This window comes from Ectothiorhodospira marina (assembly GCF_900109495.1).
Classification (GTDB): Bacteria; Pseudomonadota; Gammaproteobacteria; order Ectothiorhodospirales; family Ectothiorhodospiraceae; genus Ectothiorhodospira; species Ectothiorhodospira marina.
On sequence record NZ_FOAA01000018.1, the window covers coordinates 1 to 25,004 of the forward strand.

Genomic DNA, 25,004 nt, shown 5'->3' on the forward strand with positions numbered 1-25,004 from the left:
CCAACCTACCCGATGCTTCCCAGCGGCGCAGGGTCGTAATGGACACGCCCAGCGCCTTGGCGGCCTCACCGATGCTTGCCAATCTTTTCATATTGGAAAGTATCGATAAGTTATGAATAGATTTCAAGCGAACTGCTTAAGCCCTATGGGCGGTACTTGAAGTACCGATACCAAACCAACCCCAGATACTCATGCAAGGCAAACCGCGTGCGGGCCATGGCCTTGGCCTGGGGGATGAGTCCGCGCCAGTCGAAGGAGTCGTCGGGGTCGGGTTGGCGATCGAAGGTAGGCACGGGGGTGATCTGCAGATCGGTTTGTGAAAAACACCAGCGGGCGCGAGGAATGTGCAGCGCCTGGGTCACCAGCAGGGCGTGGGTTACCCCCTCCCCGGCCAGGCGTTCAGCGGTGTGGAAGGCGTTTTCGCAGGTGTTGCGGCTTTCATCCTCCACCCAGCGCACGGGCACACCCAACTCATGTTCCAACACGTCGGCGATCAGCTCGGACTCGCTCGAAGGCTCGTCACCTTCCACGCGCCCACCACTGACCAGAATGGGGAGTCCGGTCTCACGATGCACCCAGGCCCCGTAGCGGGCCCGCTTTAGGGAATACTCGTTGACGGTATCCACGCCACCATATTCGGGGGCATCGGGACGGCGGCCCCCGGCCAGGATCACAATGGCCTGGGCATCACCGGCGACGACCTCGGAGAGCGGCACAGCCCCCGATCGGGCCTCAAGCCCCTGCATCAGCGCATAGGAGACAACCGGGAGCGAGGCCACGTAGAGTATCCCCAGCCCAAGCCAGATCGCCACCCGCCCCAACCGACGTCGCCACAGCAACAGCCCCAGCAGGATCAGGATGAGCCCGTTGGCGGGCGGCATGATGAACAGTTCCAGTGTTGTCATGGTCCGAACACTACAACATCCGGGGCTTCAATGGGGTTGGGATTGCACCCGCGTGAAATCTGCGCTGTCATGTCCCAACACCGCAACACGGCCGAGCCAGCAACTTTGATGAACGAGACCAACCCAGGAAGACTTGGCACCCTGATGGCGGGTACCTCTGCGCGGACTTCAGGGCCAGGTAGCCCGGGGGATCGCAGGTAGCCCAGTGATGGAATCTTTCAGACAGCGGCTGGCGGAACATGGTTTCGTCGCCAACGAGGATTACGCCTACCCGGTGCAGTGCCTGCTCTCGGCCCGGGTGGATCACCTGCGTTGCCTGAACATCGAGGGCAGTCAGGGGCGACGGCGCACCGCCTTTGGCTATGCCCTGGGGCACACCCTGGGTTATGAGCACATCCTGTATCACGAATACCTGCCACCGCCCTCGCCCGAACCCGTGCGCATCATTCCGGACTGGAACGAGGAGCCCACCGGTGAGCCGCCCATCGACCCGGTGGACCGGGTCTTGGGCGAGGCCTGCGCCCTGAGCGAGGGCGAACCCGCCGTGCTCATCCTGGACCGCCTGCACCAGGCGCCCTTTGCCGAGCACCTGCGTCTGGCGGAATTCATCCGCCACGGGCTGTGGCATTACGGCGACGTCACTCTCAAGGCCCATCGCCGCAATCTGCTGGTGTTTCTCATCTCCGATGAGCCGCTGTATCACACCCTGCAGCAGATGAGCTTTCGCATCTGGGTGGACCCGGAACTGGACGAGGCCCCCGAGATCACCCCCGAGGCCCTGGGACTCCCTTCGGAGGCAGGCCCCATGCTGGAGGCCCTGCGGGAGATCTTCGCGGACCTGGGCACGGCCCCCACGCCCCTGGAGTATCAGCGCCTGATCCACGACATCCATGTCAATGTGAACACCCTGGAAGAGCTGCGTCTATCCCTCTTTGGGTGGGTGGAAGATGTGGACCGCAAACATCTGATGTCGGCCCTCATGCGCCGCACGCTGGAGCGGCACATGCCCGTCATCCAGGCCTATGTCTCGGGCACGTCGACCCCCTCCCCCACCTGGCCGCCCAACGATGGCGAGGGCAGCACGCCATGACGCGCGGCACCGGTATCCGCTATGATTCCCCCATTGAATTCACACCATGACACACAGCCCATGACGCCCGACCAGGTCAAGACACTCATCGAAACGGGTCTACCCGGCGCCCGTGTCTCCGTGACTGGCGGAGACGGCCATTTTGAGGCCCGGGTCATCAGCGAGGCCTTTGCCGGACAGTCGCGCATCAAGCGCCATCAGATGGTCAACGCCACCGTGATACAAGAGATCACCAGCGGTGCGCTGCACGCCCTGTCCATGCGCACCTTCACACCGGACGAAGCCGACACGAACGCCTCCTGATCATGCCGGCCCCGTCTTCATAGCCTTCACGGAAACACACGATGAAATTCGAGACCCTCGCCGTTCACGCCGGCTTCAGCCCCGACCCGACCACCAAGGCCGTGGCGACCCCCATCTACCAGACCACGTCCTACGCCTTTGACGACACCCAGCATGGGGCTGACCTGTTCGACCTGAAGGTGCAGGGCAATATCTACACGCGCATCATGAACCCCACCACGGATGTGCTGGAGAAGCGCGTGGCGGCATTGGAGGGGGGCGTGGGTGCCCTGGGACTGGCTTCGGGCATGGCAGCAGTCACGTATTCCATCATGACCCTGGCTCAGGCGGGCCATAACATCGTCACCACCAGCACCCTCTACGGCGGCACCTACAATCTGTTTGCCCACACCCTGCCCCGCTATGGGATCGAGGTGCGCTTCGCGGCCCCCGGTGATATCGACGGCATGCGCGCCCTGATGGACGACAACACCCGGGCGGTGTTCTGCGAGACCATTGGCAACCCGGCCGGCAATGTGGCCGATATCGAAGCCCTGGCCAACCTGGCCCATGAATATGGCGTGCCGCTGATCGCCGATAACACCGTGCCCACCCCCTATTTGTGCCGGCCGTTTGAGTTCGGGGCTGATATCGTGGTGCATGCACTCACCAAATACATGGGCGGCCACGGCACCACCATCGCCGGCGCCATTGTCGACTCGGGGGAATTCCCCTGGGAGGAGCACAAGGAAAAGTTCCCGGGCCTGTGCGAACCGGATCCTTCCTATCACGGCGTGGTGTACACCGAGGCCTTGGGCGCCGCCGCCTATATCGGTCGCGCCCGCGTGGTGCCATTGCGCAACATGGGCGCCGCCCTGTCGCCCTTCAACAGTTTCTTGATCATGCAGGGCATCGAAACTCTGCCGGTGCGCATGGACCGTCACTGCGACAATGCCCTGAAAGTGGCGCAATTCCTCAAGGAGCACCCCAAGGTCAACTGGGTACGCTTCGCGGGCCTGGAAGATCACCCGGACCACCACCTGGCGCAGAAATACATGAACGGTCGCGCTGCCAGCATCCTGTCGTTCGGCATCAAGGGAGGGCTGGAGGCTGGAGCGAAGTTCATTGATGCCCTGCAACTGGCCGTGCGCCTGGTGAACATCGGCGATGCCAAGACCCTGGCCTGCCACCCGGCCACCACCACCCACCGGCAGCTGTCGCCGGAAGAACTGCAACGAGCTGGCGTGGGTGAAGATATGGTGCGCCTGTCCATTGGACTGGAGCACGTGGATGATATCCTTGAGGATCTGGACCGGGCCCTGGCGGCGGCCGGCTGACTGCCTCGCCCGCCCCTCGGGGCACTCCGCATGACAGACCCATGCCCATGAAGAAGACCAGGACCCGCCACCATGCCTGCCGCCGTTGACGTCAAGGACCTGAGCGCACTGACGCCCATCAAGGAGTTGTCCGAAGCCGGGCTCAAGCGCCTTCTGGAACAGGTGGAGCCCATCAGGCTGCCGGCAGGTCGCAAGCTGCACGCCAGCGACGAGCGTGAGAGCGCCATCTACCTGCTGGATGGCCTGATCTCCCTGGTCTGTCGGGGCAACCCCACACGAGTGGAGGGCGGCTCCGACCGTGCGCGCCTGCCCCTGTTCAGCGACCGGATTCAGGGGGAGTTTGCCCTGGCCGAGACGCCCTCCACCCTGCTCAAGGTCAACAAGCAGGCCTTCTCCGAATTGCTTAACCAGGAACGCACTTCTGGCTATGAAGTGGTGGATACCGAGGCCACTGCAGAGGAAGGAGCCATTTTGCAACAGCTTTATCTGGCCACCGCCCGAAAGAAGCTGGAATTGCCTCCCATGCCCGAAGTGGCCATGCGCATCCAGAAGATGGCCGACGACCCCAACGTGGGCGTGAACGAGATCACCCAGGTGGTGCAGATGGATCCGGCCGTGGCCGGGGCGCTGCTCCATGCCACCAACAGCCCCCTGTATCGCACGGCCAAGCAGATCAGCAACATCCGCGACGCCGTGGTCCGTCTGGGCTTCAATACCACCAAGACCCTGGCCTTCAATCTGGCCATGCGCCAGACCTTTCAGAGTGACTCCAGCCTGGTGCGAGAGCGCATTCACCAGGTGTGGCAGCACAGTGTGAATGTCTCGGCCATTGCCTATGTTCTGGCCAAACATCTACGGGGCTTTGACCCGGACCGTGCCCTGCTGGCCGGCCTGATGCATCGCATTGGTGCCGTGCCCATCCTCAACTTCATCGGCAAGAATCAGCTGGAACTGAGCCCCGAGGCCATGGAAGAGGCCGTCAACAAGCTCAATGCCCTGGCGGGCGTGCTGGTCATGAATTACTGGGGCATGGACACGGAACTCATTACCGTAGTGGAACAGGCTGACCAGTGGATGCGGGATGAAGGCCCCAAGGCTGACTATTGTGATCTGGTGATTGTCTCCCAGCTGTTCGCCCTGCGTGACAGCCCAAAAGGCCAGACCTTGCCCCGCACTGACGAGGCCCCCGCCTTTGCCAAACTGGAACTCGGCCCCCTGGACGAGGACCTGAACCTGGAGGTGCTCAAGGAGGCCGAAGGAGAATTACAGATGATCCGGCAGGTGCTCCATGGTTGATGCAGTCGATACCACCACCCTCGAGAAGCTGGCCCACCTGAACGAGTTGGAACCGGCTGCGCTGGAACAACTGGCCAAGAAAACCCTGAAACTGCCCATGAAGGCCGGCACCAAGGTGCAGGCAGGCGACCAGTCCCGCTGGATGCTCTACCTGGTGGAAGGCAAACTCAGTCTCTTCTCCGAAGGGCAGCCGCAGGTCATCGAAGCCTTCAGTCGCAGGGCCCACCAGCCTATCTTCGGCGCCAGCCGTCTCAAGGAATACGCCGTGGCGCTGTCGCAGTGCCAGGTGCTGCGCGTCGATCGCAACCTGTTCGATACCCTGAGTCGGCAGCAGAGCGAAGCCGGCTACGAGATTGAGGAAACCACCCTCAGCGATGTGGAGAGCGAACTCTTCTCCACCCTGTATCAACGCATTGTCACCGGCCAGCTGGCCCTGCCCGCACTGCCGGAAGTGGCCACCAAGATCCAGTCGGCCATCAACGACACCCAGATCGATGCCGCCCGCCTGTCCCGTATCGTGCTGATGGACATGGCGGTTACCGGGGGGCTGATCAAGGCAGCCAACAGTGCGCTGTATGGTGGCGCGGCCCCGGTGCACAACGTGCGTGATGCCATTGTCCGCCTGGGTTTTTCGGCCACCCGTCAATTGGTCATCAGCATCGCCATGAAGCAGGTCTTCAAGACCTCAGTGCGCGGCCTGCAACGGCGCATGCTGGAACTGTGGGACCGCAGCGTCAGAGTGTCGGCCCTAAGTTACGTGCTGGCGCGTCACGGCACCCGTTTTGACCCGGAGCACGCCCTGCTGGCCGGTTTGCTGCACCAGGTGGGCATGGTGCCGTTGCTGGACTACCTGGGACACCATCACCCCCACATGGAGGATCGGGAAATCGACGCGATCCTCCAGCGCCTGCACCCGGTGATGGGAGAACTGGTGGTCAACGACTGGGGCCTGGGGCCAGACCTGAGCACTGTCGTGAGGGAGGTGAATCAATACGAGCGTAATGGCAACTCGCCCCCCGACTATTGCGATGTGGTACTGGTGGCCCATCTCTACGCGCTCACCCACAACCGCAGGGGTCAGCCCGTGACCGACGTTCCGCGCTATGACCAGGTACCGGCCTACACAAAACTCGGCCTGAAGCCCCCCAACGAGGAAATGAAGCTGGACCTGTTCGAGGAGGCGGAACAGGAGATCCGTCAGGTCATGGACATGCTCAAGGGCCCCTCTCCGGCCTGAATCATCCCACTCCTTTGGTAGGGTATAGCCGCGCCCTGGGCCCAGGCTGTTAGAATGAGGCATCAAACCCGGTCGCAAGCCCCGCAAGAACCGGGCACCGCACAGGACTCCCTCATGAACAACACCACCAAGCGCCCCGTTCAGGGCGAGAAACTGCGCGCCGCCGACAAGGTGTCCCGCATCCCCGTGAAGATCACCCCCACCGAGCGCCCGCCGCGCAAGCCTGCCTGGATCCGCGCCCGCGCGCAGGGCAGCCCGGAGGTGCAGCGCCTCAAGCGGGTGCTACGCGACAGTCACCTGCACACGGTGTGCGAGGAGGCCGCCTGCCCTAACCTGGGTGAGTGCTTCGGGCATGGCACGGCCACCTTCATCATCATGGGCGACATCTGTACCCGTCGCTGCCCGTTCTGCGATGTGGCCCACGGCCGCCCCAACCCCCTGGATCCGGAGGAGCCGGAAAACCTGGCGCGTACCGTCCAGGCCATGGGCCTGCGCTATGTGGTGATCACCTCGGTGGACCGGGACGACCTGCGTGATGGCGGCGCCGGCCACTTTGTGGACTGCACGGTGCGTACCCGCGCGTTGAGCCCGGACATCCGCATCGAGGTGCTGGTACCGGACTTTCGCGGTCGCATGGACCTGGCACTGGATACCCTGGAGGGCGGCCTGCCGGATGTGTTCAATCACAACCTGGAGACGGTGCCCCGGCTGTATCGCCAGGCCCGCCCCGGGGCCGACTATGCCTGGTCCCTGGAACTCTTGCGGGCCTTCAAGGCGCGACATCCTCACATCCCCACCAAGTCGGGCCTGATGCTGGGCCTGGGGGAGGAAATGGATGAGGTGGAGGCCACCCTCAAAGACCTTCGGGACCATGACTGCGAGATGCTCACCCTGGGCCAGTACCTGCAGCCCTCACGGCATCATCTGCCGGTGAGCCGGTTCGTCACCCCCGAGGAATTCGACCACCTGGCCCAGGTGGCCTATGACCTGGGCTTTCGGCAGGTGGCCAGTGGCCCCATGGTGCGCTCGTCCTATCACGCGGATCAGCAGGCGGCCGCCTTTGCCCAAAAGCAGGACTGAGTACCGTGGATGATCAGGCCCTGCTGCGCTACAGCCGCCAGATCCTTCTGCCCCAAGTGGGTATCGAGGGCCAGGAACGCCTGGCCACGGCGCATGTCCTGATCATTGGTGTGGGTGGCCTGGGCAGCCCGGTGGCCATGTATCTGGCGGCCGCCGGCGTGGGCCATCTCACCCTGGTGGATCCCGACACAGTGGACCTGTCCAACCTGCAGCGCCAGATCATCCACACCACCGAGCGCATCGGCCAGCCCAAGGTACACTCGGCCCGAGAGACCCTTCAAGGGATCAATCCCACGGTGCGCATCGACTGCATCGACCGGGCTCTGGAAGGTCTGGCCCTGGAGGATGCCATGCGCGGTGCCGATCTGGTGCTGGACTGCTCGGATAACTTTGCCACGCGCTTTGCCGTCAACCGGGCCAGCGTGGCCACGGGCACACCGCTGGTTTCCGCTGCAGTGATTCGCATGGAGGGTCAGATCACGGTCCTCGAGCCTGGCCGGCCCGATAGTCCTTGTTATCAGTGCCTGTACGGTGAGGGCGGGGAGACCGGCGAGACCTGTTCCGAGAACGGGGTGCTGGCCAGCCTGCCCGGGGTGATGGGCACCCTGCAGGCCACCGAGGCCCTGAAGTGGCTGGTGGGCCTGCCGACGCTGACGGGGCGGTTGCTGCTGCTGGATGCCATGGGCATGGAGTGGCGCAGCATCCGGGTGCCGAAGGACCCGGGGTGCCCCATATGTGGATCAAAGGTCCAAGACTCCCTTCTCCCCTCGGGGGAGAAGGGCCGGGGATGAGGGGAGCGGAGGGCACCCTTGCCTGCCCAATCCACCCTCACCCCAACCCCTCTCCCGCCAGCGGGAGAGGGGCTACTCGCACAAGAGGCAGGGTTTGCCATCCCATCAGGGGAGAAGAACCCGGGATGAGGGGAGAAGCGGCGGCAGTGGGGCTACACCCTTTAGAGCTTTTTCTTCAGCAACTCGTTCACCTGCGCCGGGTTGGCCTTGCCGCCTGTCTGCTTCATCACCTGGCCCACAAAGAAGCCAAAGAGCTTGTCCTTGCCGCTGCGATACTGTTCCAGCTGTTTGGGATTGTCGGCGATCACCTGGTCGATCACCTGCTCAATGGCACCGGTGTCCGTGATCTGCTTGAGGCCCTTGGCCTCGATCACCATGTCGGCATCCCCCTCCCCGGCCCACATGGCCTCGAAGACCTCCTTGGCGATCTTGCCGGAGATGGTGTTGTCCTGGATGCGTGCCAGCAGGGCTCCCAGGGCCCGGGCGGACACCGGGCTGTCGCCGATCTCACGGCCCTCCCGGTTCAGGGCGCCAGAGAGTTCACCCATCACCCAGTTGGCGACCATCTTGGCCTGGCCTGAGCCGGCCTGCTCCACCACCGCTTCGAAATAATCCGCCATCTCCCGACTGCTGGTCAGGGTAGACGCATCGTAGGCCGACAGCCCGTAGTGGTTCATGAAACGCTGCTTTTTCTCATCCGGTAGTTCCGGCAGGCTGGCCCGTACCTGTTCAATGAAGGTGCTGTCGATATCCAGCGGCAACAGATCAGGGTCCGGGAAGTAGCGGTAGTCGTTGGCCTCTTCCTTGGAGCGCATGGAACGGGTCTCGCCCTTGTCCGGATCGAACAGCCGGGTCTCCTGGACCACTGCGCCGCCGCCTTCCAGGACATCGATCTGCCGCTCCACCTCGAACTCGATGGCCTTCTCCAGAAAGCGGAAGGAGTTGAGGTTCTTGATCTCGGTGCGGGTGCCGAACTTTTCCGTACCCTTGCGGCGCACGGACACGTTGGCGTCACAGCGGAAGGAGCCTTCCTGCATGTTGCCATCGCAGATGCCCAGATACCGCACCAGCGAGTGCATCTTCTTCATGTAAGCCACGGCCTCCCGGGAGGAACGCATGTCCGGTTCGGAGACGATCTCCAGCAGCGGCGTGCCTGCCCGGTTCAGGTCGATCCCGGTCATGCCATGGAAGTCCTCATGCAGGCTCTTGCCGGCATCTTCCTCCAGATGCGCCCGGGTCACACCGATGGTCCTGGTCTCACCGTCGTCCAGTTCGATGTCCAGGTGGCCGCGGCCCACCACGGGGAGTTCGTACTGGGAGATCTGGTAACCCTTGGGTAGATCAGGATAGAAGTAGTTCTTGCGGGCAAACACCGAACGGGGTGTGATCTGGGCATCGATGGCCAGGCCCAGCTTCACCGCCATGGCGACAGCCTTCTCGTTGAGCACCGGCAATACCCCCGGCAGGCCGAGATCCACGGCACAGGCCTGGGTGTTGGGCTCGGCCCCATAGGCGGTGGATGCCCCGGAGAAGATCTTCGACCGGGTGGACAACTGGGCATGAATTTCCAGCCCGATGACCGTTTCCCATTCCATACAGTAATCCTGATGTTTGACGTAAGATGGGGAATACTTCGCGGCAGCCGTGGCTTACACGAATCCACCCGGGGCCATGCCACACCACTCCGTACCCACTTGGTACTGGTGAGCCACGCCGAGCAGACGGGCTTCATCGAAGTAATTGCCGATGAGCTGCAGGCCCACGGGCAGGCCATCACTGAAGCCGGCGGGCAGCGATAGGGCCGGCAGACCGGCCAGATTCACGGCGATGGTGTAGATATCCGAGAGATACATGGTGACCGGGTCATTGGTCTTCTCCCCCAGGCGGAAGGCCGTGCTCGGGGCGGTGGGCCCGAGGATCACGTCCACCTCCTTGAAGGCACTGGCGAAATCCTCGGCGATCAGTCGGCGGATCTTCTGCGCCTTGAGGTAATAGGCATCGAAATAGCCGGCCGAGAGGGCGTAGGTGCCCACCATGATGCGCCGCTTCACCTCGGGGCCGAAACCCTCGCCACGCGAGCGCATGTAGAGGTCCAGAAGATCCTTCGGATCCTCGCAGCGATAGCCATAGCGCACACCATCGAAACGGGCCAGGTTGGAGGAGCACTCGGCCGGGGCCACCACATAGTAGGCGGCCACCGACAGGTCCGAGTGGGGCAAATCCACCTCCACGAACTCCGCACCCAGCCCCTTGTAATGGGCGATGGCCTCGTCCACCACGCGGGCCACACCCGCATCCATGCCTTCGCCGAAGAACTGCTTGGGCAGGCCGATGCGCAGCCCCTTCACCGGTGTGTTCATGTGCCTGGTGAAGTCTTCATCCGGGCGCTGAATGCTGGTGGAATCACGATGATCGAAGCCGGCCATCACATTCAGCATCAGCGCACAGTCCTCAGCGGTGCGGGCCATGGGGCCGCCCTGATCCAGGCTGGAGGCAAAAGCGATCATGCCCCAGCGGGACACCCGCCCGTAAGTGGGCTTGATGCCGGTGACACCGTTGAGGGCGGCGGGCTGACGGATGGAGCCGCCGGTATCGGTACCCGTGGCGCCCGGCGCCAGGCGCCCGGCCACCACCGCCGCAGAGCCGCCGGAGGAACCGCCGGGCACCCGCTCGGTGTCCCAGGGGTTCTTGACGGGGCCGTAGTAGCTGGTCTCATTGGACGACCCCATGGCGAACTCATCCATGTTGGTCTTGCCCAGGATGGGACAGCCCGCAGCCTTGAAGCGTGCCACCACCGTGGCATCGTAGGGGGCGATGAAATTGTCCAGCATCTTCGAGCCGCAGGAGGTGCGGGTGCCCTCGGTGCAGAAGATATCCTTGTGAGCGATGGGCACCCCGGTGAGCGGTCCGGCGTGCCCCTGCGCCCGGGCCTCATCGGCGGCACGGGCCGCTTCCATGGCCTGCTCGCCGGTCACGGTGACATAGGCGTTAAGGGCGTCGTCCAGGGTCTCGATGCGGCGCAGGTAGTGAGCGGTCAGCTCAACACTGGAGACCTCACCCTCCTTCAGGGCGGCGGCGAGTTCGGCAATGGACTTCTCGTGCATGGATCGTTCCGTGGTTGAAGACGGTCAAGGGGCGCGCGGAGGCCTACTCGATCACCTTGGGCACCAGGTAAAGACCGGACTCCACGGCCGGGGCATTGGCCTGGAAGTGATCCCGCTGATCGGTCTCGGTGGGCTCGTCAACGCGCAGGCGCTGTGAGGCGTCCAGCGGATGAGCCATGGGCGTCACCCCCCGGGTATCGACCCCATCCATTTGTTGCACCAGGCCCAGAATGTCAGAGAGATTGCGGGCATAACCCTGCAGATCCTCTTCCTGGACACTGAGCCGGGCCAGATGGGCGATCTTGCGCACCTCATCAAGTGACAGCGACATGACATGCTCCGGGATCACGAATGCCTTGGGTAAGCGGCGTAAAGTAGCATAGTTGACGCCTTGCCCAAAGCCTGTGGCGGTTGCTAGAGTAGCGCCTTTCGCAGGCGACGCCACTTGAAACCCATGCTCAGCCGTCTACTCGGTCTACTCTCCAACGACATCTCCATTGATTTGGGCACCGCCAACACGCTGATCTACATGCGTGGCAAGGGGATCGTGCTCAATGAACCCTCGGTGGTGGCCATTCGCCAGGACCGGGGTCCGGGCGGGCCGCGCTCGGTGGAGGCCGTGGGTACCGCCGCCAAGAAGATGATCGGTCGCACGCCGGAGAACATCCAGGCGATCCGCCCCATGAAGGACGGCGTGATCGCCGACTTCACCACCACGGAAAAGATGCTCCAGCATTTCATCCGCAAGGTGCATCACCATCGCATGTTCCGCCCCAGTCCCCGGGTGCTGGTGTGCGTGCCCTGCGGGGCCACCCAGGTGGAACGTCGCGCCATCCGTGAATCGGCGGCGGGCGCTGGTGCCCGGCGGGTGTACCTGATGGAAGAACCCATGGCGGCAGCCGTCGGCTCGGGCATCCCCGTGGACGAGGCCCGCGGTTCCATGGTGCTGGACATCGGCGGCGGCACCTCCGAGGTGGCGGTCATGTCCTTGAACGGCATCGTCTATTCTTCCTCCGTGCGCATCGGTGGCGACACCTTTGACGATGCCATCGTCGCCTATGTGCGTCGCAACTACGGCATCCTCATCGGCGAGGCCACCGCCGAGCGCATCAAGCATGAGATCGGCTCCGCCTATCCGGGTAAGGAGCTGCTCGAGATCGAGGTCAAGGGTCGCAACCTGGCCGAGGGTGTGCCCCGCGCCTTCACCCTCAACAGCAACGAGATCCTCGAGTCCCTGCAGGAGCCCTTGCATGGCATTGTCAGTGCCGTGCGTACAGCACTGGAGCAGACGCCTCCCGAACTGGGTTCCGACGTGGCCGAGCGGGGCATCGTGCTCACCGGCGGTGGGGCGTTGCTGCGTGACCTGGATCGCCTACTGATGGAAGAGACCGGCATCCCGGTGGTGGTGGCCGATGACCCCCTCACCTGCGTGGCCCGTGGCGGTGGCAAGGTGCTGGAAATGCTCGACGAACACGGAGCCGACTTCCTGTCCGTTGAGTAACGCGCCGCACCGGAGGGCTCGCCATCAAACAGCCGCTCTTCATCCTGGGGCCTTCGCCCGCATTCCGGCTGGCCCTGGTGGTTGTTCTGTCCCTGGTGCTGATGACCGTGGATCATCGTCACCATCATCTTCAGGAAGTCCGCTCCTGGCTGTCTTCCGCGGTCTATCCCATCCAGTATGTCGCCGATCTGCCCGTGCGCCTGAGCGCCTGGACCGGCGAGCAGTTCTCCACGCATCAGTCTCTGGTGGCACAGAATCGTGCCCTGCAGGAAGAAAACCTGCTACTGCGTTCACGCATGCTGCGTTTTGAGGCGCTGGAGTCGGAAAACACCCGCCTGCGGGAACTGCTGGACACTGCCAAGCGGCTGCGGGAGCAGGTGGTCATTGCGCAACTGCTCTCGGTGGATCTGGACCCCTTCCGTCAGCAGGTGGTACTGGACAAGGGCAGTCGCCATCAGGTCTATGCCGGACAACCCCTGATCAATGCCGCCGGCGTGGTGGGCCAGGTGCTGGAGGTTCACCCCCTGAACAGCGTGGCCCTGCTCATCTCCGACCCCAGCCACGCCCTGCCCGTGCAGGTCAACCGCACCGGATTGCGCACCCTGGCCATGGGTACCGGCAACCCGGAGCGCCTGGACCTGCGCTTTATCCCTCCCAGCGAGGACATCCGCCGTGGTGACATCATCAGCACCTCGGGGCTGGGGGGGCGTTTCCCGGCCGATTATCCGGTGGCCCAGGTCACGCGAGTGGAGCGGCCCTCCGGCGAGTCCTTCGCCCAGGTGGAAGCCCGGCCGCTGGCCCGCCTTGATCGCTCCCGGGAGGTCTTGCTGCTGTGGCCCGCGCAACCTGACCAGGACCCAAACACCCCCGCGGAACTCGCGCCCCCCGAGGACACCGAGCCGCCGCCGGAGGAGACCGGCGAACCGGATACCGACGAGGTGATCCATGGGTGAGTGGCGCGCACGCCTGCTGGTGATCCCGCTGACCTTTGTCGGAGCGCTGATCCTCACGGTCATGCCCCTGCCCGAGGCGTTAGCCCCCTGGCGTCCGGAGTGGCTGGCCATGACCGTGCTCTATTGGACCCTGGCCCTGCCCCGGCAGGTGGGGGTGGGCACCGCATGGTTCCTGGGCCTGCTGCTGGACGTCACCCAGGGCGCCCTGCTGGGGCAACACGCCCTGGCCCTGGCCCTGATCGCCTGGATCAGTCTGCGCCTGCATCAGCGGGTACGCTTCTTCCCCGTCTGGCAGCAGGCAGTCACCGTGGGGGCCCTGCTGGCCCTCTATCTCATGCTGGTGCTCTGGGTATACGGCATCACCGGCATGGCCCCGGGCACCTGGCTGTACTGGGCCCCGCTGGCCAGCAGTGTGCTGCTCTGGCCTCCGGTGTTCGTCACCCTGCGCGGCATCCGTCGGCGTTGGTGTCTATCCGTGGGCTGAGTTGTCCTCGTCCTGCACGCTACCGCAACAGCCAGCGCACATCCAGAGCGAACGATACCGTCAATGCCAGCAGCGCCGAAGCCGCCAGCCAGGTGGCCGTGGCGGCGGTGACGAACCCGGGCAGACAGGCCAGCAGCGCCAGCACCTGCCAGACGCACACCACCTTGCGTCGAGTGCTGTCGGGCAGGGGCCGCCGCAGTCTGGGCGCCCGGTAGCCGGCGGCCACGAAGGCATAGCGCATCAGGCCGATGGCCAGCACCCAGGCCCCCACCTTGCCGGAGAGGGCCAGCCCCAGACACAGCACCAGGATCAGGGCGGCGTCCAGTTCCATGTCGAAGCGGGCCCCGAAGGCTGTGGCGGCGTCCAGCCGCCGGGCCAGCCAGCCATCCAGGCCATCCAGCAGCAGGGCCGCCCCGGCCAGAGCGGCCAGCAGCGTGCCATGGTCACGATAAAGTTCCGGTTGCGCCAGGGCGCCGGCCAGCACGCAGACCGGCAGGGCGCGCAGCAGAGTGACCCGATTGGGCCAGCCGAAACCGCTCCTCGGGGCCGACCAGCGCCCCAGCAGGAGCACCGCCAGCACGCCATAGGCCAGGACCGACCCGGCCGCGGTCGCCAGGGTCAGCAAGCCCACGCTCACCAGCCAGGCCAACCCCGCCAGCAACAGACCCACTCCCGCCAGCAGATCCGGGAGCAGGCGCAGGGGTGCCCACCGCGGCTGAGCCACCCAGCCCTTCATTGCCTCTACCGTCTTACCCACGCCGCTCACGCTCCTTGATGCCGATTGATAGGCCCGTACCCAGCCCCCTGCAGGGGAAGACACATCCCCCCGATCGGGCCTATGCTGCCCCTGAACCCACTGACAGGCGTCGGCGCCGAAAGATCCCCCCATGCCCATCGACCGCGATGCTGCCACCGCCTTCTGGATCGCCACCCCGGGCCGGGGAGAACTGCGCCGGGAGATCCTGCCGCCGCTGCCCGCCGACCACGTGCAGGTCACCGCACTCTATAGCGGCATCAGCCGGGGGACGGAGTCGCTGGTGTTTCACGGCCATGTGCCCCCGACAGAGTATCAGCGCATGCGCGCCCCGTTTCAGGCGGGGGACTTCCCCGGCCCGGTGAAATACGGTTATGCCAGTGTGGGCCGGGTGGACTGCGGTCCTGCTGACCTCATGGGCCGATCGGTCTTCTGCCTGCACCCCCATCAGGACCATTACCAGGTCCCGGCGACGGCGGTGACCCCGCTGCCCGAGGGGCTACCCCCCGGGCGGGCCGTGCTGGCGGCCAACATGGAGACCGCCATCAACGGCATCTGGGATGCGGGCATCGGTCCCGGTGACCGGGTGTGCGTGATCGGTGCCGGGGTGGTGGGTGCGCTGGTGGCCTATCTGGCAGCACGCATCCCGGGCACCCGGGTGACTCTGGTGGATATCAATGAAGGGCGGGCCGCACTGGCGCAGGCCCTGGGGGCGGGCTTCGCGCGGCCGGAGGCCGCGCCCGAGGACCAGGACCACGTGATCCACGTCAGCGGTCAGCCCGACGGGCTGGACCATGCCCTGACACTGGCCGGTGACGAAGGCCTGGTGCTGGAGATGAGTTGGTACGGGGATCGCCCGGTCACCCTGCCCCTGGGCGGGGCCTTCCACGCCCGGCGACTGACCCTGCGCTCCAGCCAGGTGGGTCGGCTGCCGCCCTCGCGCACCCCCCGCTGGGATTACCGCCGGCGCCTGGCCCTGGCCCTGGAACTGCTCAAGGATCCGGTGCTGGAGCCATTGATCAGCGGCGAGTCGGATTTCCTTGCCCTGCCCCGGGTCATGCCGTCACTGGCGGACGGGGCCGGTCAGGTGCTCTGCCATCGGATCCGCTATCCGGCGGCGATGTCCAACGATTGACCATCCCCCCCAGGAGAAACGCCATGTACACGGTGACCGTAAGAAATCACATGATGATCGCCCACAGCTTCAGCGGCGAAACCTTCGGCCCGGCCCAGCGTCTGCACGGCGCCACCTATGTGGTGGATGCCTGTTTCAAGCGCGAGGCGCTGGATGAGGAAAATCTGGTGGTGGACATCGGGCGAGCGACCGAGGTGCTGAACGAGATCCTGAGCGAGTTCAACTATCGCAACCTGGACGAGGTGGAGGCCTTCCAGGGACGGAACACCACCACCGAGTTCATGGCCCGGGTGATCTTCGATCGCCTCGCCAAGGCCATCCGGGAGGGGCGCCTGGGGGCATCGGCCCGGGGCCTGTCCGCCCTGGCGGTGAACCTGCATGAGTCCCATGTGGCCCACGCCGGCTTTGAGGGCCCGCTTTGAATCAGCGGCTCACCCTGCTGGTGCCGGGAGATCCGCAACAGACCACCGGCGGCTATCTCTACGACCGGCACCTGGCCCGAGAACTGGAGGCGGCGGGCTGGACGGTCACCCTGGGCGGGCTCAAAGGGGCCTTCCCCGGCCCGGATGAGACGGCCCACCGGGCCCTGGATGAGGCCCTGTCGGCGCTGGCGTCGGGGTCGCGCGTCCTGCTGGACGGTCTGGCTATGGGGGCCTTGCCCGAGGTGATCGAGGCCCACGCCGACCGCCTGGACCTGACCGCCCTGGTGCATCATCCCCTGGGGGATGAAAGCGGCCTGGACCCTGCACGGCGTGACCGGCTGCTGCACCTGGAGACCCGCGCCCTGCAGCGGGTGGCCCGGATCGTTGTCACCAGCGACTTCACCGCCCGGCGCCTGCAGGCATTGGGTCTGGCCCCGGCGGCGATCCATGTGGCCCCGCCGGGGGTGTCGCCCGCGCCGTTGTGCGCCATGGCCCGGGGTGAACCGGGCCCCGGGGAGAAGGCCATCCCGCGCCTGCTCTGCGTGGCCCACCTGGCCCCCCGCAAGGGTCATGATGTGCTGCTGGAGGCCCTGGCCCACCTGTTGGATCTGTCCTGGCACTGCCACTGGGTGGGTTGTACGGATCGCGACCTCCAGTGGGCCGCGACGCTGCAACAGCAGTGCCGGACCCTGGGCCTGAGCGCACGGGTCACCCTCCATGGCGAGCTGCCTGCGGATCGGGTCGCGGCGGCCTTGGATAAGGCCTCGGTGTTCGTCCTGCCCTCCCGCTACGAGGGCTTTGGCATGGTGGTGACGGAGGCCCTGGCCCGGGGGCTGCCGGTGATCACCACCACCGGCGGGGCCCTGCGCGACACCCTTCCCGCCGGCGCCGGCCTGTCGGTGCCGCCCGAGGACCCCCAGGCCCTGGCCGACGCCCTGCGACGCTGGCTGACACAACCCGCCCTGCGCGCCGCCCTGATCCAGGGGGCGCGGGCGGCCCGGGGGCATCTGCCGGACTGGTCGGAGACGGCCCGACGGGTCGCCCAGGCCCTGGACACAGCACCCAAGGCCCGGGATGAGGGGTTTGCCCGGAACTGGCTGGACCTGCGCGCCGGGGCCGACGCCCGGGCCCGACACCCGCGCCTGGCCCAGGCCGCCGGGGCCTGGCTGCGGCGGCGCGACACCGCCCCCTATCGCATCCTGGACCTGGGGGCCGGCTCCGGTAACAACCTGCGCCATCTGGCGCCCTCACTGCCCGGGCCGCAGCACTGGACGCTCTGGGACCGGGATCCGGCCCTGCTGGATGCGGCCATGGCGCCCCCCATCCCCCAGGATGCCAACGGGGGACACGTGGCACGGGAGATGCGGGAGGTGGACCTGGCCGACCTGACGGCGGCGGATCTGGCGGGCGTGCATCTGGTCACCGCCTCGGCCCTGCTGGACCTGGTGTCGGCGGATTGGCTGAAGCAGTTGGTGGAGGCCTGCGCACGACAGGGGGCCGCCTTGCTGCTGACCCTATCGGTGGACGGCCAGCGCGGCTTTCTGGAGGCCGGGGGCCGGCGGCGGGCTGACCCTGAGGATGCCTGGGCGGCAGACCTGTTCCACAGGCATCAGCGTCGGGACAAGGGTCTGGGGGCGGCCCTGGGGCCCGCGGCCCCGGCCTGTCTCGTGCGCATCCTTCACGCCCATGGCTACCAGGTGCACCAGCGCCCCAGCCCCTGGTGTCTGCAGGCAGGCAACGAGCAGGCCCGCACCCTGGGCGTGGAAACCCTGGATGGATGGCGGGATGCACTGCTGGAGCAGGCCCCCGGGGAGGCGGATCGCATCCTTGCCTGGCACCGGGCCCGACGCGCGGCGCTGCTGGATCATCGCCTGGGGCTGTGGGTGGGCCACCAGGATGCCTTTGCCCGGCCCAGGGTTGAATGGCCTGGTTGAATCGGATCAGGCCCTGAGATCCACGTCGAACAGGGTGTCCTCACCGCAGGTGAAGCGGCGCACCCGGGGCCGCAGGGCCTGATCCAGGGTGTCGATGGGGGGCAGGGACAACCCCGGGCGCCCGGAACCGATCACCATCGGCGCCACCAGCAGGTGCAGACGGTCCAGCAAGCCCGCCTCGAGAAACCGCGACACGGTGACCCCACCCCCTTCCACCAGCACCCGGCGGTAGCCCGCCTCGGCCAGCCGTGTGACCACCTGCTGGGGGCACATCTGGCCGGTGTCGTCGTCCGTATCCAGCGGCAGGGTCTGAACATGAGCGGGCAGCGCGCCCGCCGGGCTGACGCCCCGACCCACCAGCAGCAGGGTGGGCGGTGTGGCCGAGCCGGCCGGGGCAGTCTCAAAGAGTGGCCCCTCATGGGGCACACGCCCCCGGGGGTCCAGGACCACCCGGGCGGGGCTGTTCCCAGGGGCATGGCGCACGGTGAGTTGCGGTCGGTCGGTGGCAGCGGTGCCGGCGCCGATGAGCACGGCATCCGCCAGGGCCCGCAGGCGATGCAGGTGTACCCGCGCCTCCAGGCCACTGATGTAGTAGGAGGCCCCGGTGTGGGTGGCGATGCGTCCATCCAGACTCTGACCCAACTGGCCGATGACCCATGGCCGGTCGTCGACCACCAGAGGCAGCAGGCAGTCCAGCAGCCGTCCCGCCTCCCGCTCCATGGGGCCGTGGGCATGCCAGTCGCCACCCCGCGTCACCTCCAGCTCACCGCCTGGATAGACCCAGCAGCCCCGGGACTGTCTTCTCCAGTCGTGATCACGCACCTGCCGGATCAGGGACCAGGCCGTCTCCAGGTTGTTCAACTCCCCTGCATTTTCTTCCATGGGTCAGACCTCCGGTCGGATCAACGACGCCTGCTCAGGTGGGGCCAAGCCCTGCCACTGGGTGTGTCCTGCGTGCATAAACGTCTCCTGAGGCGATGCCGGCGGCGCCGGCTTCCAGCCAGTGATGCAGTGCTGTCGCCGGCCGCCACTGAGGCCAGAGAAAGCACCGCTGCTCGCCGGCCACCACGTTGTATTCATAGCGAGCCAGGCTCTCCAGACGGTCGATGCACGCCGCTGCCTGCGCCAGGGCTCCCTGGATGAACTCCACGGACAGGGCGGGCAGCGGCTGTGACAGACCGGCCAGGACCCGCGCCTCGTGCCCTTCCACGTCGATCTTGCAGAAGGCTGGTACACCATGATGGGCAATCAGCGCATCCAGCGTGGTGACCGGCACCGTGATTCCCTCCTCCCAGCGTACCCGTCGAAACCCCGGATGTCGCTCCGGGAGTGCCTGGCGCCACGCCTCCGCCAGGGTCGACACCGTGGGATGCAGGCGGCTGATGGCCAGCCGGGCCGACCCGGGACGGGCATCCAGGGCCACCGCCTCCAGTTGGATGGCCTGCCGATTCCGGGTGAGCCACCGCAACCAGGCCAGGGGCAGGGGTTGCGGTTCCACCGCCACCACCCGGGCCCCCAGGCTTGCAAAGGCCAGGGTGCGATCGCCCACATGGGCCCCCACATCGAAGACCAGATCCCCGGGGCGGATGAACGGCCCATACAGCCGCCGCAGGCCCCGCTGCCGCCCGGGTCGCCAGTAGATCGCCAGCGACCGGGCCAGCCCCAGGCCCGCGGCGCCCTGCTCGAGCCACCGCCTAACCCGCATCGTCATGGGAGCGCATTCCGGGCACGCGGGTGCCCGCCCATCGACGCAGGCGCCCGGGCGTGGCAATGAGGGCCTGAACCGGCATCGGCCCCGGGGATTCAGGCGGCGGCGGGCGCAGGGGATCCGGCAGCGGGGGGCCGTTGCCGCCCTCGCGGCAGCCGGGCCGGGTCACCGCATCTTCCGGCGGTGTGAGCAACAGCCCGGGCGGCCCACATTGGCCGCTGAGCCGGAACAGGATCGGGGCCAGCATCAGGCCAAGCCACACCGGCCCGGTCCACAGGGCCAGCGCGGGGAGGGTGAGCAGGCACAGGACCAGCCAGCCCAGGCCCAGCAGCGCCGGGGGCAGGCCCAGACGCAGGCAGCGATGCCAGTCCAGGGGGCGGTCGGCACGGCAGGGGGCCTCCCAGGACACGGGGCTTCCCGCGAGGATCTGCAGGATGAACACGGTGTGAAAGACCATCAGCACCGGCGCCAGCAGCAAGGCCAGGATGATCTCCAGGACACCGCTCCCCAGGCAACGCCCGCCGCCACCGAAGGCCCGATACCGGGCACGGGTCAGCATCAGTCCGATGAGCTTGGGCCCAAGCAACAGGGCCAGGGTGGCCGCCAGCAACCACAGGGCCGTCTCCGGGACCGCGCCGGGGGTGTGGCCGGTTGACCCCATCCCCGCGGCCCCGGTCAGGCTGAAGAACCCCAGGATCAGCATCGCCGCCCACAGGGGCGCATAGGCAAATCCAAAGGCACCCAGCAGGAAATGCAGCCGACTGAGGGGGTGGAGCCCGGGCGTGGTGAGCAGACGCAGGTGCTGCAGGTTGCCCTGGGCCCAGCGTCGTTCCCGGCGCAGGTAATCCGCCAGGTTGGCCGGTACCTGTTCAAAGCTGCCCCCGGCCGTGGTGTCCAGGCGCACCCGCCAGCCGCCCCGACGCAACAAGGCCGCCTCGACGAAATCATGACTGAGGATGTCGCCACCCCAGGGCGCGGCACCGGGCAGACGGGGCAGACCGCAGCAAGCCATGAAGGCCCGGGTACGCAGGATGGCGTTATGGCCCCAGTAATTGGCGGTATCCCCCTGCCAGAAGGCCTGACCCGTGGCCAGCAGCGGCCCATGCACCACGGCCGCGAAGGCCTGTAGCCGGGCCACCAAGGTCTGGGCGCCCATCGGCTGGGGCACGGTCTGGATGAGGCCGGTCTCAGGTTCGGCCTGGAGGCCCGCCACCAGGCGGCGCAGGGTGTGACCGCTCATGCGGCTGTCCGCATCCAGCACCACCAGGGCCTCGTAGCGCCCACCCCAGCGGCGGCAGAACTCGGCGATATTGCCCGCCTTGCGCCCCCCTGGTTCCCGCCCGCAACGGTAATGCACGGGTATGCTGCCCTCGAACCGCTGCTGCAGGCCCGCCACCACGGCCGCCTCTTCGCCGAGCACGCGGAGATCCACAGAATCGCTGAGCACGAAGGCCTCGAAGCCCTCGGGGTCGCCGCTGCGTACCAGATCCTCCAGCGTGGCGGCCAACCCGGCGCCCACGAACCCGGCCTCCTCGTGACGGATGGGCATCACCAGGGCGGTGTGGTGGGGTGCGCACAGAGGGGGCACAGGCGCCACCGGCCCCAGAGTGAGAGGATCGCGGCCCAGCCACAGCAACACGGCCCCGACGAGCGCATTCCAGAAGGCCAGGGCGATCCAGGTGAACAGAAGGGCGAACAGCACCAGCAGAGGCACCTGCAACCCACCCACCCCGGTGGACACCAGCACGTCGTGCATCGCCAGGGTGCCCAGCCCCCCGGTGCCCAGCACCAGCAGACCAAACAGGCGACGACGACGGCGCAGGGTTGGCGCGTCAGGCATCTTCCGGCCCTTGCCACAGGTACTGCCAGGTCTCGGTGAGCACCTGGTCGTGCAGTCGCAGTTGCAGACGCATGTCGGCGGGGGCTTCGGCCCTGGCCGCCACCACGAAGGTGGCCCGCCAGCCGCCTTCGGGCAAGGGTCGGACCTGAGGCGGCTCCACCCATTGGCCCTGGTGCAGTTCCAGGTGGGCCCGCACCGGCAGGGATCCCTCCAGCCGATCCAGCGCCCCCCCCTTGAAATCCACCACGAAACGGCGCTGGTCGGGGGGTGCCGGGGCGCTCTGGCCCGGCACTTTGGAGGGGCCGCTGCGGGTGCGCACCACACGGGCCAGGTCATGCCCCGGCGGTGGCTCCCAGCGGGGGGTGAGCCGATAGCTGAAGCGACGTGACTCGCCGGCGGCCATGGGCGAGTCCGGCGCCCAGAAGGCGACGATGTTGTCATGGGTCTCGTCGGGGGTGGGCAGTTCCAGCAGCACCACCCGACCGGCACCCCAGTCCCCTTGTCCGGGTTCCACCCAGAGGCCGGGTCGCAGGTCGTAACGGGCCTCCTGGTCCAGATAATCGGCAAATCCCCGGGTGCGCTGCATCAGGCCGAATGCGGAAGGGGCAGCATCCAGAAAGGCGGAGACCCGGGGTGCCTCGGGGCGGGTCAACGGGCGCCAGATCCATTCCTCGGCCCGGGTGCGCACCAGCAGCCCCTCCGAATCATGCACCCGGGGGCGGAAATCCGCCTCGATGGGTCCGGCAAGGTCCCCGTGGGTGTACATGCTGGTGAGCGGGGCAATGCCCAGCCCCGTGAGGTCGCGACGGGCGAACAGGCGGGCCTCCACGTCCACCGTGATCGGCTCGGTGGTCTGCACCCTAAAAGCGTAGGCCCCGGTCACCGACGGGCCCTCCAGCAGGGCGTACAGGTTCACGTGCCGGTCCTCGGGCGCAGGCCTTTGCAGGTGGAATTCCGTGAACACTGGAAACTCCTCCGAACCCAGGCGTGTGGTATCCACCGCCAGCCCGCGGGCCGACAGGCCGTAGCGCTGACCCCGTCCCACCAGGCGAAAGTAGGAGGCCCCCTGGAACACCAGGAACTCGTCACCATCGTTGGCCCGGTTCAGGGGATAGTGCAGACGCAGCCCGGAGAATCCACCCGCTGCCCGCTGCTCGGGGCTGAGTCGCGCCGCGTCGTCGTCATAGCGGAACAGACCCGGGTCGAAGGCGATGGGCCTGCGGCGCCCATCCACCCACTCGAAGACCTGAATGGGCTGTCCAAAGAGAAAGCCGGCGTGCAGGAACTGCACCTGGAAGTCCGATTCCCCCCGCCACAGGGCACGCTCGGGACGGAAGCGGATCTGCCGATGGGCGTCATAGTTCAGCGCCGCCAGGGCCGGGGCCTCCAGGGTGGCGGGTGCCTGCCACGGTGATTCGGCAAGCCGCTGGGCCCTCTCGCCCAGGGTCTCCAGCACATCGGCCTGGGCGGCTGGCCAGGCCAGGCAAAGCATCAGCATAATGAGGGCCAACCCACGACCCCTCATGGCGGCCCCATACCGATGCCCGTCACCCCCCGCCCAGGCCCCCTCGCCGACTGGCCGCTGCTGCTGGCTGCAGGTCTGCTGAATCTGGTGCTGGTGCTGCCCCTGTGGCTGCGCTTTGGTGAACCCGGGGCACACTGGATCGCCCTGGAGGCCTGGTGGCTGCCGGTGCTGTTCGCCTGGTTGGCTGCCCACTGGACGACCCATGCCGTCCGCGCCACCGTGGCCGTCGTGCTGATACTGGCGGTGGCGGCGGGTTTGGGGGATGCCGCCACGCAGCACTTCCTCGGCCGATCGCTCAACCTGTACTTCGACCTGCCGGCACTGGCCTCGGTCCACCACCTGCTGGTGGGCACCCTGGGCCAGACCGAGGCAGTGGCCATCCTCGCCCTGGGGGCCGTATTGCTCCTGGGGGTCCTGATCGCGGTCTTCCGGGGGCTGCGGCCCATACCGCTGAGCGGTGGTGTGGCCGGGCTCGCCCTGGGTATCGGCGCGCTGGCCGCCGTGCTCACGGTGCTGGAGGTGGCCGGTGAGCGTGTCGTGCCGGTGGCCCGAACCCCGGTGGTGGATACACTGGCGTTCCAGTCCCGACAGATCCGCGAGACCCATCAGGCCCGCCGCCAGTTCGAGAGCACCGTGGCCGACAGGGAGCGACCAGTGCAGCCCCTGCCCGGTCTGGCCGGGCGGGATGTCTATCTGGTCTTCGTGGAGTCCTACGGGGCTTCGGTGACGGACGATCCGCGGTTCTCCGGCGTTGTACTGCCGCGGCTTGAGGCCATGGCCCCTCGTCTGGAGGCGGCGGGACTGCATGCGGTCACCGGCCGCCTGAATGCGCCCATCCTGGGCGGGCAGTCGTGGCTGGCGCATGCCTCGCTGCTGAGCGGGGTGTGGATCGACAACCCATTGTGGTATCGCCTCCTGCTGGAACTGGGGCAGCCAACGCTGGTGGATGATTTCCAGGCCACCGGTCACGAGACCCTGACGGTGATGCCGGCCATCACCATGCCATGGCCGGAGGGTCGCGCCTATGGCTTCGATCACATCTTCGCCGCTGCCGACCTGGACTATGCCGGTCCGCCGCTCAATTGGGTGACCATGCCCGACCAGTTCACCCTGCATCGCTTCAATGCCCTGCGGGCGAGTGTGGACGCCCCGCTATTCGCCAAGGTGGCCCTGGTGAGCAGCCACGCCCCCTGGACACCCATTCTGCCTCTGATCGACGATTGGGAACAGGTGGCGGATGGGCAGATCTTCGCACCCTGGGGGGACACCGACCCCAGCCCCGAGACGCTCTGGCAGGACATGGACCGGGTGCGCGATCACTTTGCCCGCTCGGTGGACTATTCGCTGCATGTCTCCCTGGATTGGGCCCTGCGGTTCCTTGAGGACGATGCGCTGCTGATCCTGCTGGGGGACCATCAGGCGGCCCCGTTGATCATCGGCGAGACCCCCTCACCGGCGGTGCCCGTGCATCTGATCAGCCGGGATCCCCAGCTGCTGGCACCCTTTCGTGAGCGGGGTTTTGTGCCCGGCCTGGTCCCCCCAAGGCCTGGGCAGCCGGCGGGGATGGATGCCTTCCGCCACTGGCTGCATGCGGACTTTGGTCCTGGGTGAGCCCGGACGCCACCG

Annotated in this window: 24 protein-coding genes; 14 read left to right on the forward strand and 10 right to left on the reverse strand. The window is 66.7% G+C overall.

Annotated elements, in window-relative coordinates; translation table 11 throughout:
* Positions 1-91: MerR family DNA-binding transcriptional regulator (locus BMY52_RS13055; protein ID WP_143050486.1), on the reverse strand; the 91-nt coding region annotated here is incomplete at its 3' end.
* A 52-nt stretch (positions 92-143) separates the two neighbouring features.
* A complete protein-coding gene (locus BMY52_RS13060; RefSeq protein ID WP_090255127.1) occupies positions 144-905 on the reverse strand; it encodes a YdcF family protein in 762 nt (253 codons plus the stop codon).
* A gap of 208 nt (positions 906-1,113) precedes the next feature.
* Between BMY52_RS13060 and BMY52_RS13065 the strand changes: the two genes are divergently transcribed.
* The 7 genes from BMY52_RS13065 to BMY52_RS13095 all read left to right on the forward strand — a co-directional run bounded on the left by BMY52_RS13065 (position 1,114) and on the right by BMY52_RS13095 (position 8,018).
* Positions 1,114-1,995, forward strand: a complete 882-nt coding sequence (locus tag BMY52_RS13065) for a hypothetical protein (RefSeq protein ID WP_177169971.1) — start codon at positions 1,114-1,116, stop codon at positions 1,993-1,995.
* A 60-nt stretch (positions 1,996-2,055) separates the two neighbouring features.
* The gene (locus BMY52_RS13070; protein WP_090255128.1) at positions 2,056-2,298 is read left to right on the forward strand and encodes a BolA family protein; all 243 of its coding nucleotides are present in this window, start codon (positions 2,056-2,058) and stop codon (positions 2,296-2,298) included.
* Positions 2,299-2,339: 41 nt separating this feature from the next.
* Positions 2,340-3,614, forward strand: coding sequence for an O-acetylhomoserine aminocarboxypropyltransferase/cysteine synthase family protein (locus BMY52_RS13075; protein WP_090255130.1), 1,275 nt, complete (start codon positions 2,340-2,342; stop codon positions 3,612-3,614).
* Between the two features lie 72 nt (positions 3,615-3,686).
* A complete protein-coding gene (locus BMY52_RS13080; RefSeq protein ID WP_090255132.1) occupies positions 3,687-4,910 on the forward strand; it encodes an HDOD domain-containing protein in 1,224 nt (407 codons plus the stop codon).
* Positions 4,903-6,147, forward strand: a complete 1,245-nt coding sequence (locus BMY52_RS13085; protein ID WP_090255133.1) for an HDOD domain-containing protein — start codon at positions 4,903-4,905, stop codon at positions 6,145-6,147. The genes BMY52_RS13080 and BMY52_RS13085 overlap by 8 nt, the downstream gene beginning before the upstream one ends.
* Before the next feature lie 114 nt (positions 6,148-6,261).
* Positions 6,262-7,227 carry a lipoyl synthase gene (gene lipA / locus BMY52_RS13090; protein WP_090255135.1) on the forward strand — a complete coding sequence of 322 codons (966 nt, stop codon included), beginning with the start codon at positions 6,262-6,264 and terminating at the stop codon, positions 7,225-7,227.
* Between the two features lie 5 nt (positions 7,228-7,232).
* Positions 7,233-8,018: a HesA/MoeB/ThiF family protein gene (locus BMY52_RS13095; protein ID WP_090255137.1), complete on the forward strand. Its 786-nt coding sequence runs from the start codon at positions 7,233-7,235 to the stop codon at positions 8,016-8,018.
* 161 nt (positions 8,019-8,179) lie between these two features.
* On the opposite strand, the gene gatB is transcribed toward BMY52_RS13095, so the two are convergent.
* The 3 genes from gatB to gatC are packed head-to-tail and all read right to left on the reverse strand — an operon-like array spanning position 8,180 to position 11,453.
* The gene (gene gatB, locus BMY52_RS13100; RefSeq protein ID WP_090255139.1) at positions 8,180-9,613 is read right to left on the reverse strand and encodes an Asp-tRNA(Asn)/Glu-tRNA(Gln) amidotransferase subunit GatB; all 1,434 of its coding nucleotides are present in this window, start codon (positions 9,611-9,613) and stop codon (positions 8,180-8,182) included.
* Positions 9,614-9,667: 54 nt separating this feature from the next.
* Complete coding sequence (gatA, locus tag BMY52_RS13105) at positions 9,668-11,122, reverse strand: Asp-tRNA(Asn)/Glu-tRNA(Gln) amidotransferase subunit GatA (RefSeq protein ID WP_090255141.1); 1,455 nt, start codon at positions 11,120-11,122, stop codon at positions 9,668-9,670.
* A 43-nt stretch (positions 11,123-11,165) separates the two neighbouring features.
* Complete coding sequence (gatC, locus tag BMY52_RS13110) at positions 11,166-11,453, reverse strand: Asp-tRNA(Asn)/Glu-tRNA(Gln) amidotransferase subunit GatC (protein ID WP_090255143.1); 288 nt, start codon at positions 11,451-11,453, stop codon at positions 11,166-11,168.
* Positions 11,454-11,576: 123 nt separating this feature from the next.
* On the opposite strand from gatC, the gene BMY52_RS13115 reads away from it, so the two are divergent.
* From BMY52_RS13115 to mreD, 3 genes are all read left to right on the forward strand, one after another.
* Positions 11,577-12,623, forward strand: a complete 1,047-nt coding sequence (locus BMY52_RS13115; protein ID WP_090255145.1) for a rod shape-determining protein — start codon at positions 11,577-11,579, stop codon at positions 12,621-12,623.
* A gap of 77 nt (positions 12,624-12,700) precedes the next feature.
* On the forward strand, positions 12,701-13,576 hold the full coding sequence (mreC, locus tag BMY52_RS13120) for a rod shape-determining protein MreC (RefSeq protein ID WP_238626517.1): 876 nt from the start codon (positions 12,701-12,703) through the stop codon (positions 13,574-13,576).
* Entirely contained in the window at positions 13,569-14,060 is a 492-nt protein-coding gene (mreD, locus tag BMY52_RS13125) for a rod shape-determining protein MreD (protein ID WP_090255148.1), read from the forward strand. The genes mreC and mreD overlap by 8 nt, the downstream gene beginning before the upstream one ends.
* 19 nt (positions 14,061-14,079) lie before the next feature.
* Here mreD and BMY52_RS13130 read toward each other — a convergent pair whose 3' ends face one another.
* A complete protein-coding gene (locus BMY52_RS13130; RefSeq protein WP_245740879.1) occupies positions 14,080-14,817 on the reverse strand; it encodes a CDP-alcohol phosphatidyltransferase family protein in 738 nt (245 codons plus the stop codon).
* A gap of 136 nt (positions 14,818-14,953) precedes the next feature.
* Between BMY52_RS13130 and BMY52_RS13135 the strand changes: the two genes are divergently transcribed.
* The 3 genes from BMY52_RS13135 to BMY52_RS15750 are packed head-to-tail and all read left to right on the forward strand — an operon-like array spanning position 14,954 to position 18,305.
* A complete protein-coding gene (locus BMY52_RS13135; RefSeq protein WP_425429242.1) occupies positions 14,954-15,949 on the forward strand; it encodes a zinc-dependent alcohol dehydrogenase in 996 nt (331 codons plus the stop codon).
* A 23-nt stretch (positions 15,950-15,972) separates the two neighbouring features.
* Positions 15,973-16,371: a 6-pyruvoyl trahydropterin synthase family protein gene (locus BMY52_RS13140; protein WP_090255154.1), complete on the forward strand. Its 399-nt coding sequence runs from the start codon at positions 15,973-15,975 to the stop codon at positions 16,369-16,371.
* On the forward strand, positions 16,368-18,305 hold the full coding sequence (locus tag BMY52_RS15750) for a glycosyltransferase (protein ID WP_090255156.1): 1,938 nt from the start codon (positions 16,368-16,370) through the stop codon (positions 18,303-18,305). The genes BMY52_RS13140 and BMY52_RS15750 overlap by 4 nt, the downstream gene beginning before the upstream one ends.
* Before the next feature lie 6 nt (positions 18,306-18,311).
* On the opposite strand, the gene BMY52_RS13150 is transcribed toward BMY52_RS15750, so the two are convergent.
* The 4 genes from BMY52_RS13150 to BMY52_RS13165 are packed head-to-tail and all read right to left on the reverse strand — an operon-like array spanning position 18,312 to position 23,363.
* The gene (locus BMY52_RS13150; RefSeq protein ID WP_090255159.1) at positions 18,312-19,187 is read right to left on the reverse strand and encodes a RibD family protein; all 876 of its coding nucleotides are present in this window, start codon (positions 19,185-19,187) and stop codon (positions 18,312-18,314) included.
* Positions 19,188-19,221: 34 nt separating this feature from the next.
* Complete coding sequence (locus BMY52_RS13155) at positions 19,222-20,016, reverse strand: FkbM family methyltransferase (protein ID WP_090255161.1); 795 nt, start codon at positions 20,014-20,016, stop codon at positions 19,222-19,224.
* Complete coding sequence (gene mdoH, locus BMY52_RS13160) at positions 20,000-21,853, reverse strand: glucans biosynthesis glucosyltransferase MdoH (protein ID WP_090255162.1); 1,854 nt, start codon at positions 21,851-21,853, stop codon at positions 20,000-20,002. The genes BMY52_RS13155 and mdoH overlap by 17 nt, the downstream gene beginning before the upstream one ends.
* Positions 21,846-23,363 carry an OpgD/OpgG family glucan biosynthesis protein gene (locus BMY52_RS13165; RefSeq protein ID WP_218140437.1) on the reverse strand — a complete coding sequence of 506 codons (1,518 nt, stop codon included), beginning with the start codon at positions 23,361-23,363 and terminating at the stop codon, positions 21,846-21,848. The genes mdoH and BMY52_RS13165 overlap by 8 nt, the downstream gene beginning before the upstream one ends.
* 30 nt (positions 23,364-23,393) lie before the next feature.
* On the opposite strand from BMY52_RS13165, the gene BMY52_RS13170 reads away from it, so the two are divergent.
* Positions 23,394-24,989 (forward strand): sulfatase-like hydrolase/transferase, encoded by a 1,596-nt coding sequence (locus tag BMY52_RS13170; RefSeq protein ID WP_218140438.1) that lies wholly within the window; start codon positions 23,394-23,396, stop codon positions 24,987-24,989.
* Positions 24,990-25,004 lie beyond the last annotated feature (15 nt).